The 10,675-nt window shown below is 30.2% G+C and carries 10 protein-coding genes; 3 read left to right on the top strand and 7 right to left on the bottom strand.

Annotated features, from left to right (window positions below):
* Positions 1 to 159 precede the first annotated feature (159 nt).
* Positions 160 to 807, top strand: a complete 648-nt coding sequence (locus tag MKD52_RS08315) for an NYN domain-containing protein (protein WP_242099982.1) — start codon at positions 160 to 162, stop codon at positions 805 to 807.
* A 209-nt stretch (positions 808 to 1,016) separates the two neighbouring features.
* Here MKD52_RS08315 and MKD52_RS08310 read toward each other — a convergent pair whose 3' ends face one another.
* Positions 1,017 to 1,904 carry a hypothetical protein gene (locus MKD52_RS08310; protein ID WP_242099981.1) on the bottom strand — a complete coding sequence of 296 codons (888 nt, stop codon included), beginning with the start codon at positions 1,902 to 1,904 and terminating at the stop codon, positions 1,017 to 1,019.
* A 1-nt stretch (position 1,905) separates the two neighbouring features.
* Positions 1,906 to 5,439, bottom strand: a complete 3,534-nt coding sequence (gene tssM / locus MKD52_RS08305; RefSeq protein ID WP_242099980.1) for a type VI secretion system membrane subunit TssM — start codon at positions 5,437 to 5,439, stop codon at positions 1,906 to 1,908.
* 134 nt (positions 5,440 to 5,573) lie between these two features.
* Here tssM and MKD52_RS08300 point away from each other — a divergent pair, with 134 nt between their 5' ends.
* Both MKD52_RS08300 and MKD52_RS08295 read left to right on the top strand, forming a co-directional pair.
* Entirely contained in the window at positions 5,574 to 6,089 is a 516-nt protein-coding gene (locus MKD52_RS08300) for an Hcp family type VI secretion system effector (protein ID WP_242099979.1), read from the top strand.
* A gap of 55 nt (positions 6,090 to 6,144) precedes the next feature.
* On the top strand, positions 6,145 to 6,567 hold the full coding sequence (locus MKD52_RS08295) for a hypothetical protein (RefSeq protein ID WP_242099978.1): 423 nt from the start codon (positions 6,145 to 6,147) through the stop codon (positions 6,565 to 6,567).
* A gap of 9 nt (positions 6,568 to 6,576) precedes the next feature.
* Here MKD52_RS08295 and MKD52_RS08290 read toward each other — a convergent pair whose 3' ends face one another.
* The 5 genes from MKD52_RS08290 to MKD52_RS08270 are packed head-to-tail and all read right to left on the bottom strand — an operon-like array spanning position 6,577 to position 10,673.
* Positions 6,577 to 7,365: a hypothetical protein gene (locus MKD52_RS08290; RefSeq protein ID WP_242099977.1), complete on the bottom strand. Its 789-nt coding sequence runs from the start codon at positions 7,363 to 7,365 to the stop codon at positions 6,577 to 6,579.
* Positions 7,349 to 8,737 (bottom strand): 3'-5' exonuclease, encoded by a 1,389-nt coding sequence (locus MKD52_RS08285; RefSeq protein WP_242099976.1) that lies wholly within the window; start codon positions 8,735 to 8,737, stop codon positions 7,349 to 7,351. The genes MKD52_RS08290 and MKD52_RS08285 overlap by 17 nt, the downstream gene beginning before the upstream one ends.
* Positions 8,734 to 9,018 carry a hypothetical protein gene (locus tag MKD52_RS08280; protein WP_242099975.1) on the bottom strand — a complete coding sequence of 95 codons (285 nt, stop codon included), beginning with the start codon at positions 9,016 to 9,018 and terminating at the stop codon, positions 8,734 to 8,736. The genes MKD52_RS08285 and MKD52_RS08280 overlap by 4 nt, the downstream gene beginning before the upstream one ends.
* 2 nt (positions 9,019 to 9,020) lie before the next feature.
* The gene (locus tag MKD52_RS08275) at positions 9,021 to 9,323 is read right to left on the bottom strand and encodes a hypothetical protein (RefSeq protein WP_242099974.1); all 303 of its coding nucleotides are present in this window, start codon (positions 9,321 to 9,323) and stop codon (positions 9,021 to 9,023) included.
* A gap of 21 nt (positions 9,324 to 9,344) precedes the next feature.
* A complete protein-coding gene (locus MKD52_RS08270; protein ID WP_242099973.1) occupies positions 9,345 to 10,673 on the bottom strand; it encodes a DUF4172 domain-containing protein in 1,329 nt (442 codons plus the stop codon).
* Between the last annotated feature and the right edge of the window lie 2 nt (positions 10,674 to 10,675).

The raw sequence follows: 10,675 nt of genomic DNA, 5'->3' as shown, positions 1-10,675 counted from the left end.
CAAGCCTATTGTGCGACAATCTTTTAAGAAAAATTTAATTAAAATATGCTAGAATTTTAGAAATTTAAGGGCTACTTTAATCCCCCCCAAAGACCACATATTTAATCCGATGTGGGTAGGGGATTAGAGTAGCCCTTTTTTTATTAAAGGCTTATAAGGATGAAAATTGCGGTTTTTGTAGATTGGGAGAATTTAAGAAAAGACATTGAGAGCGTTCAAATAAAGAACGCGGATTTTAAAGAAAAATTCGACTACAATAATGCAAGACAAGTCTCAAAACTCATCAAATCTTTTATTGATAAAGACGAGCAATTATACAGAATCTTTTTTTATACAGCACAACCCCTAAATTTAGAAACAAAAATGAATGAAAAGAATTTTAAATACTTAAAAGACTACAAAAAAGACCATAATGAACGATACGAAAAAATGAATAAAATTACTGAAAAAATCCGACGCTTTATTACGGATATATCCTTTGAAGAATATTTTGCTTTAAGATTGGGTGAGCTACAACTTAAAGGCAAAGACGACAAGGATAATCTAATCATTAACCAAAAGCAAGTCGATATGCTTTTGGGGCTTGATATTTCGCATATAGCATATAATAAACTGGCTGATAGTATTTTGGTTTTTTGTAAAGATAGCGATATGTTACCAGCACTCAAATGTGCTAGAATTAATGGATTAAATGTATTTATGGCTCATATTGAAAATGGATTTGAAATTACAAAAAAGCTAAGAGTCCATAGCGATGGAATAAGAATTAAAAAAGTAAAAGAAATCTTGGATTCCATATTGTCTTAAGCCAAATTTCTAACTTTTTGATTTTTGTTTTAAAAACGCCAAACCATTCATCCACTCTTTTGCAATTTTGTATAAAGCCCACTTTTTAACAATGTTTAATCTTTGAAAAGTATAATTTCTTTTGTCATTAAAGGGCGAACCGACGCCCACCTTTCATTTTAATTTTATCCCGCAATCTTTCACGAAGTAAATAGTCGCCCATAAAGCCCTTATTTTCTATATTTTTCTAATGCTTTAATGGTTAAGTTTTCAAATAAATGCTTCTCTTCTTTTACATTGCTTTGAATCGCAACCTTAAGATATTTAACAAACATATCTTCTTCCATTTCTTCAAATATAGGGCTATAAAGCTCTTTGCTAATCAAACTTAACACCAAAAGGTTAATCAGCTTGGTAGATTTGATAAGAGGAACTTGCGCAATAATTCCCTCTAAGTCTTTTAGGGTCAAATCCTCATAAATATCATTAAATTTACTATTTCTTTGCTTGGATTGAATTTCTTTGAAGCTTTTATCAAGTAACTTTAAAATATTCTTGTAATCAAAAGCAGTTGCATTGGCATTAGGCATTTGCTTTAAAAAACTATCGTCAAATTTCTTTTCTAAAAAATCGTATGTTTTTTTAGAGTCGATTAGCTCCTTAATATTGTCTTTTTCATTAAAATTAACACTTACTTGCCCTCTTGGTCTTAGAGGGGGCTCTTCCTCTTGGGGTTGCTTTTGCAAATCTTTAAATACATTGCTTTTTTTAAGCATATTCTCATTAATGCTTTTTGGATCTACAAAGCGCAACACAATATCTCCTATTTTAACGGTATCATTTAGATTAATAATCGTTCCATATCCCCCCTCCATACTAGAAAACGCATTATTGTAATAAACAATGCAGTTTGCAACTGGCGTTAATGCAAAACACCCCTCTTCAAAGGTAATTTGAATGTGTTTATCCTGAATCTTGTTTTGCGTGTCTTGTAGGCAAAAGGCGTTATCAAAACTGCTTCCAATAAAGCCCCCATCCTCATTGAAAATATGTGCATATTTCTTGCTTTCGCAATCTTGTGTATTTTCAACAATCACACCAATTTCTTCTTTCTCCATTTTACTCTCCACCTATAATGTTTTCTACAATTTTAAAATTCTCTAAAAGTTGCATAATAGCAGCAATGTCTTTTTCGCCATTTACCAGCTCAAAATCAAAATACAATTTTTCATTATTATTGAAATTTAAAGTATATTTGTTATTGTTTTTTGCTTTTTTAATAAATCTATACCACGCCCATTCGCCTTTATAGGAATTTTCATAGCTTACCTGATAAGAGCCATAATTATAAACGCTAAGATTCAAGATGGTAGCAGGTGTAAATTGATCTGCTATGATATTTAGTTGCGTTTTTAAAGTGTGATCATATGTTATGGAATGATTCAAATAAGAAATATCAATATGCGAAAAATCTGCGCTTAAATCAAGTGCCTTGATGGCAAAATGCACTTTTGTATTATCGTTTTGGCTTAAGATCAAACTAGATAAATTAGCAGTTTCCGTAATGAAATTTAAAAAACTTCCAGAAAAATTTAGTTTAGCCTTGTATCGCGGGTTAATAGAATATATATTTTTTCTTTTTACCAAAATATCATTGAGATATTTTTTATAAAAGCTATTTAAAGTTCCATTTTTTCCAAAGAAACTCTTGAAAGAATCTAGACTTAATTCTTCCATACTATCTTGATTAAAGGGATAAAAAGGAGCAATATCATTGATAAAAGGCGTATATACTTCATTTTTCCACACGGCATTAAAAAGTGCGATTCCATTATTTTCTATAAAATTCCAAGAATAAGCAGAAAGTATTGCATAGTATTGCCTTAGTTCAAAAGGTATTTGCTTAATATCATTATTAAAAGCAATAAAAGGATCATCTGCTTCTTTTAAATTCCCAAGAGCATACGAGATTCTATCCTCTATGCTTAGATTGCTATTTGTAGTAAAGCTTATAATTTTGTTTTTAATATCCGCAATATCTTTACCTAAAGCTTCCATTATATTTTCATCTGTATTATCAAGTTTCAAACCTACAGCAGAAGCCCCACTTTTTAATAAAGAATCCTCATTGGCGATTCTATGATAAGGGGCAAAAGTATTTGTAATATTTGCAAAATTCGCTTTAATTTCACCTGCATTCAAGCCTAGTTTATATGCCTCACTTAGCAAAAAGGCGTCATTGATATTTGTATTTTTACTAACGATATTAATTAAAGACTGAATCGGGTTTTCCTTTTTTGCTAAAATATCAAGTTGATTTAGCATTGCTTCTTTGCTTTTGTAATTTTGTGGCTTTAAAGAAGTGAGTAACTCTTGCCATTTTGTTTGATATTCATTAAAATATAACTTTAATATGCCCAAAATAAGAGTATTTTTGTTTTCAAGTGGTGTTGTATCGTTGTTTAACATCCAAGATTCTATGTTAATGGCATTATCAACTTCTGCATTAAGATTATTTAAGAAAGTTACCATTCCTTCTTTGGTATAAATTTTATCTATAATAAACTGCTCTTTATTGTCTGCAAATACACTATTTTGAGCGTATCCAAGATATTGAGAAATAAAGTATTTTTCTTTTGCTTGATGACTTTTTAAGAAATCTAGCAAAATGTAAATTCGTTGTGTTTGGTTAGTGTTTTGGAGTTTTTCAAAGCTTGCGATGATACTTTTTTCGTCTATGCTAAAAGTATTGAAATTTGTATTTTTGAAACTATCCACTCCATTTAAGAAATTTTCTTGTGAAATTTGATATTTTTGCAAATAACTCCAATTCTCGTTAATCCATTTTTTCAATAATTGTGTGTTGAGGTATTCTGTTTCAAATAAAGTTTTATACATATACAATGTTTTAAGAATATTGTCATTCTTGGTGTCTGTTAGCAATATATTTTCCATTTCTTTAATGAGGGTATTTTTTAGCACATCTTCATTAACGGCATAATAGAAATCATTTGCTTGTTTAAAAGCCTTATAGGATAGATTCAAAGTGGGGTATTCCATTAAACTTGGTTTATTGTTAAGTTCTGGATAAGAGGATAAAATATTCCTTAGTTGTGTTAGAAGGACTGCTTTTTGCTCTATACTCATTGTGTTGTATTTTGAATCTGTCAATAACATTTCCAAAGAATTTGAAACAACATCGCTTTTTTCCCTTTCTAAGCTATTTTTATTGATAAAATAATAAGAAAACGAATAGGCAATAAGGCATATCAACACAACAAGACTAAGCAGAGTTGCTTTTTTAAAAACACTTTTTATTTTACTTAAAGAATAGTCTTTAAAAATCACCCTTTCAAGGAGAGTTTTCACGAAATAACTCTGATTATTGTAGATAGGAGTTGCTTTTCCTAGTGCCTTTTTAATGCTATATTTCGTGCATATTGTATCAAGGAGATAATTTCTAGGTATATTTTCTTGATATGCACTTACAAAATAAACTCCACGCAAGTAAGAGCTATTTTTTTGTGCATTTTCGTTTTGTAATTCCACAAGAAATTCACTCACCAATGCAAATAAATTATCCATTTGTTTTAAAAACCAATAGGTTTTATTTTTGTCCTCAAGGGAATGCAAGTGAGTATTTTTATTCATAAAATTAAAAAGTAAAGAATCGCTAATGTCTCTAAAGCTTTTATTTAACTCATCAAGCTTCAAATTATCTTTAAAGGATATTCCAAAAGTTTTATGAGTAACTTTTTCATTATAAATTTCAAAAAATTCTTTCATACCCTCAATTAAATCTATTTTGGAAAACACTATATAGATGGGTAATTTTAAGTTCAAAGTCCTTTCACATTCATAAACGCGTTTTGTCAAGTGCCGTATAAGATTATAAGAGTATTCTTTGGGGCTATTAATGAAATTTAGAGTATCTATTACCAAAACGATTCCATTAAGTTTGCTATGGAAGAAATTTTTATTCAAAAAGCCTAAAAAATTTCTCCAAATACTCTTTTTTAAAATATAATCTTTATTTTTATCCAAATCATCTTCGGGCATTTCATCACTACTTTCTGGTTTAAAAAAGTCTTCTTGGGAAAAATAATTGCCCTCTGTATCCAAGATTGCGCCTTGTTTTGAAATATATAAAGCAAAATTTTGTGTCGATTGGTGCAATTTTTTGTAGGATTGGAGGCTATCACTCAAAGGGCATTCAATATCAGAATAGTTAATAAAAGTGCTTTTTCCTGCCGATTCGTTACCGATAATAATGATTAAAGGCATATTTTTTATCTTAACTTCTTTTTTCCAAGTATCCTTAGCGTCCTTTAAAGAGATGAAAAAATTTCTTTTTGCTCTATATAGAAATTTATCTGCTTCTTTTTGCAACAACTTTAATTTCGTTCTTTTTTCACTTTTTAATGAAGCAAAGAAGCTGATAATCGGTTTTAACAAGAAAAATAGAAAGATACAAACCCAAATGATAAAAATAATACCAAATCTTAAATAAGGGTTACTAAAGATATAAATATCATTAAATGCAATTAAAGAACCCCATAGCCAAAATGTAAGGCTTACAATAAAAAGGGCACTTAATAGTAAAATATATAAAAATAGTTTTGACTTTATAAAATTGATGATTCTACCAAACATAACAATTAAATTTCCTCCATAAATTCTAAAACGACTAATAAAAATTTCATAACTTTTATGCTATTTTATTCTAAAAAAATTAAAAAAATGCTAATATCTCTGTATAATAAATTAAAACTTAAAAAGGAGATTCAATGGCACAACCTGCCTACATCAAAATCGAAGGTTCGACTCAAGGACTAATTTCAAGTGGAGCTACCACAGAAGCAAGCATTGGCAATCGCTACCAAACAGGACATGAAGATGAAATTATGGCACAAGAGGTTTCTCACATTGTAACAGTTCCAGTAGATCAACAAAGTGGGCAACCATCAGGTCAGAGAGTCCATAAACCTTTCACTTTTACTTGTTCTTTAAATAAGGCGGTTCCATTGCTTTATAATGCGCTTACTAAAGGCGAGAGACTAACCAATGTGGAAGTGCATTGGTTTAGAACTTCAACAAATGGGGATTCAGAGCATTTCTTTACTACAAAGTTAGAAGATGCAATCATCACCGATATTGAATTAATTATGCCTAACGCTCAAGATAAATCAAATCACGATAAAACAGAGCTTTTTAAAGTTTCGTTAAATTATAGAAAAGTGATTTGGGAACATGTTGTAGCAGGCACAAGTGGAAGTGATGATTGGAGAGGCAACAAAGCATAGCCTCCAAGACCTTTATATTTGCCTTTGCGCAATATAAAGGGTTCTCTCTGCCACAATGCGACAAAGGCAAATCTTAGATTCAAGACTCATTATGCAAAGCAAACCATTAACCTATAACGGATTTAGAGCTTATTTAAGATTCCGCTTAATGAATAAGCATTTTAGCAAAAAGCGTGTTATTGCTGCTATTGCACTTTATTTTCTCTGCTCTCTTAGTATCTTTTTACTTTCTTTAGATATTTTAACGCATTATCCTTATCTAAAACACTTTATGGACTTTATCCCTGCAATTAAACTAATGGAATCTAAAACCTACGCGCCAGAACTTTGTAAATTTTATGCTTCGTATATGTTGGTAATAGGTGTGGTGTGCTTTGTAATAATTATTAGAGATTTTTTGTATATTGTGCGAATGGTATATTGCTTCCTTATTCACGAAAAGGTGTGCAAACTCTTGGTGGCGCGGGAAAAGCAATAAGACACCCCTTTATAACCTCCTACCTATTCTCTTTCTAAATCTCTTAAGCTTATGATTCTTGCTTTGTAGATTTAATTTGTATTGCGTTACATTTTCTTTAAAGGATTCTAGTCTTTGTGTAAGATTATTTACACTTGTTGTAAGTTTATTGAATGATGTTGCTGTTTCTTGGAAAGAATTTTCAAACTCCATTAAAAGCTCTTCTATTTCTTCATCAAACTCAAATTCTCTCCTTTCTTTTTGTTCCTTTTGCTTTTGATTATAATCAATCATTGTGTTTAAATCTTGCACCCTAGCTTGTGGATTAGTTTCAAAATAAGGCATAAAATTCTTTTTACTTAAAGCACTCTCTACGCTTGTTTCATATTTCAACTCTACTAGAGTATGCGCGATGATAGATTCTGCCTCCTCGCATTTAATCCCTACAAATTGAATATGTGGAGAGTTTATCTCTCTATCTTGCAAATGAATCTCTAATATCCCCTCAATATCTCTCTCCAAAAGCCTTTTTTGTAAAAGCATTAAAAGATTATCTATGGCTTCTTGCTCTACAATGATATTCCTAGCCCAAATATTTGCAGTTCGGACAAATCCTTTTTGCTTTAAATACGCTAGAATCTCAGCTTTTAAATTTTTCTCACCTGTAAAAAGTGTATTTGGGTCATTTCTCTTTGTAAAAACTTCTCGCATTTGTTTTAGGAAATATTCTTTTGCTTTTTCATCTTTGATTAGCACTAAAGCATCTTCAATCTCTCTTAAAAAGCTTTTAGATTCTGCGTTTCTAGCACTTTGAACCATTAGAATCCTTATAAAAGCTTTTATTTTTGCTTGTATCTATCAGTGCATTTTTTGCTCTTGTGATTGCCACATAAAAAAGATTTCTTTCTTGCTCTAAGCTCAAATACAATTCTTTCTTTTTTGTCTCATCTGTTTCTTTTTTAAAGTTTTCTTGCAAATCTTTTAAAGAGGAAAAATCATTATACAACTCTACGCTATCCCATTCAAGTCCTTTTGCTTGATGCGCATTGATAATAAAATTATTTGCATTTTTATTATAATAAAGCCTTTTTGCCTTTTTTGAAATTTCATAGATATTAAATCCCTTATTTAAAAAGTTTAAAGCACTTAACAATTCTTTATCTTGGCTTTTATTAATGTATTCGTATAATTCCTTTGTGGTAGAGAAATTTTTAAAATAGCTATATTCTTGTGGAATCAAATCCAATTTAGCATTTCTAAAATGAATAATGGCATAAAGGGGGGCAAAGATTTTATCAGGCTCTTTTAGCAAAGCATATTCCGCTTCATTTTCTATTGCATTAATAAACTCAATGATTCCCGCATTGGTTCTTGTAATGACTGCTTTATTCTGAATGGAAGTGCTTTGATTAAGAGATTGCAATTTTGCAAAGCTTTGGTTGGTAAAATTTTGTAAGAAAAAGTTAGCATAATCAATAATTTCTTGATTACAACGAAAGCTTTTACTCAAAGTCGTTTTGTAAGTTGGATTAATAATAGCAAAGGCATTTAAAGAATGATTGAAGCCATAGATATTCTGAAAGGAATCTCCGACTAAAATTTTTGCGCAGTGATTTTGTAAAAAAATTTCAAGCATTGTTGCATTGGTATCTTGTGCTTCATCAAGCAAAATACAATCATATTCTTTTTCTAAGTTTTTATCTTTGGCTAAAGCATAATATTTTAAATAGAAGTTATGAAACATTGGCAATTCTTTGTTTAACACTGCTTGGTAAAATTCTTTTATAAAATCAGGTTGCGATTCTAAAGATTCATTGCTTTTTAAAAAATCATTAAAAGCTTTTAAGGCTAGAATTAATTGGTCGTTTCTTGCTAAAAAGACTTTTTCTAAATCAAAAATGTTGATATTGGGGATTAACTTAAAATCCCCTAGCTTTCTTTTTGTATAAGATAAAGCTAGAGAATGCAAGGTTTTTACTTCTACATTTTTAGGAAATTTTCCTTTTGATTCAAGGACGATTGCTTTATTAAATGCAAGATATAAAAATCGTTTATTGGGATTTGCAAGGGCAATCTGTTTTAGCGTGTAAGTCTTGCCACTTCCAGCACAAGCTTGAATGCTTAGAATCTCATTTAATTTAAGATTCTTTGATAATTCTATAATGGCAAGTTGTTCGTTAGTTAGATTCATTGCTTTCTTTTCTTGTCGTAAGGCGTTTGGTATTCATCTAAAAAATTAATTTTATAAAGTTTTGGATAACTAAAAATTTCAATTTCACATATTCTTTCTATTTCTTCTGTAGCCTCTTTCTCATCACAGCAAAGTAAGTATTCTTGTTTTAGTGTTTTTCTGTTAGTAAAAACGATAGCATACTTATACTTAGAAGCCCAAAAAGAAGCGTTTTGCTGTGTTGGATTAAGCTTTGTGGAATATTTTTGTAAAGATTTGAATTTTTTAAAATATTTACCCATTATTAATCTCCCAAAACTTCCCTAACTTCTTCTATAAAATCCACTAATTCTATACAATTTTGTAAATTTTTACAATCCACACAACGCTTACAATCTATACAATTTAAACAATTAACACATTCTTCACAATTCGTGCAGTTTTTGCAGTTTCTTAAAGATTTAGACGCTTCAATGGCTTGTTCTATGGCATATAAAGCTAAATTCCAACGATTATTGTCCTTATCGTAAAGGAATATGTTATATTCACCCTCTTCTATTCTAAAACCTTGAGATTCCTGCTCTCTTGTAAGTTTGTATTTACTCATTGCTAATCTCCTAAAATATCCCTACTTTTTAATTTTTTGATTTATTTTTGTTTCAAGCAGAGAAGTTTCATTGTTTAAATGGTCATCATTTTGTTTTGGTGTGTGGATTCTATTCATACCATTTTTATAGTTTTCATCGCTTCTTTGCCTGTTTTGCTCTGCTTGCTCAATGCGTTGTATTAGGTTATTGAAATCGGCTTGAGTTTGCGAATGAGCTTCTATTTTATCCATCAAAGATAAATTCTGAAAAAAATCTTGATTCAAAAGAAAAGTGTCAGAATCCTCTTTTTTTATTAGACAACCAAAACGCAACAATTCATCTAACTCTTTTTTGGCTGTATCAAAGCTTGTCCCTGTAATAACCATATATTTTTTTAGGTTTAAATTACCTTTAAAATCATTGATTCCTATATCCAAAATCTTATTTAAAAATTTTTGTTGATTTGCACTAAGGTTATAATCTCTGAAAGTATCCCAAAACTTTGTTTTAAATATCATTCTATCAAGCTCTTTGATACCATTCTTTAAAGCAAAATTTGTAATTTTTAAATGCCAAGCGACCCATTCTGAAATATCGCAAGACTCATTGAATTTATTTGTTCTCTCCAAAATATCATAATATTCTTTTCTGGAATGGTTAATTTCTTTAGAGAGAGAATATAGTTTTATATTTTCATTTGGCAATAGAAAATCCGCAATAGCTCTTGCGATTCTACCATTTCCATCATCATAAGGGTGAATAATCACAAACCAAATATGCGCAATGGCACTTTTAATATAAGCATTAACACTGCTATTGTTACAAAAATCCAAAAAAGGCTCTATATTCTTATCAATATCTTGCGCCAAAACAGCTTGATAATGCACCATCTCGTGTCCTATTGCACCTGAAACAACCTCCATTTCATCTTCTCTAAAACGCGCAATATTGATTTTTTGCAATCTTTTATATCTAGCTTCAAACAAACAATTATGCCACCCGTGTAACCTTTCTAAACTTAAGGGGTTTTTGTTTAAATTGGTATCTAACAAAAGAGCTACATAATTATCGCTCTGATGGGTTGAATGCCTATCTTTCCAGCGGTCAAAGTCTTTATCAAGTTTTTTTCTTAAAGACGACCTAACACTTTCTCTTTTGAAAATTTCTCCCTCAATCGCGGCTGAATTAATAATTTCGTTTGAAAGAGAATTAATTTTTAACTCTAAAGTAATTGTTGAGAGTTGATTGTCAGAAATTATTGAATTGAGCTTTTTATTCTTTTGATGTATATCATCAAGTAAAGGCTGTAAATTCTTTTCATCATATACAAAATTTGGATAATTTTTGCTTTGCCAAATCCATTGATTCATAT

Origin of the sequence: Helicobacter sp. CaF467b (assembly GCF_022664765.1) — a bacterium.
Classification (GTDB): Bacteria; Campylobacterota; Campylobacteria; order Campylobacterales; family Helicobacteraceae; genus Helicobacter_D; species Helicobacter_D colisuis.
This window is presented reverse-complemented; position numbering and strand designations above follow the sequence as displayed.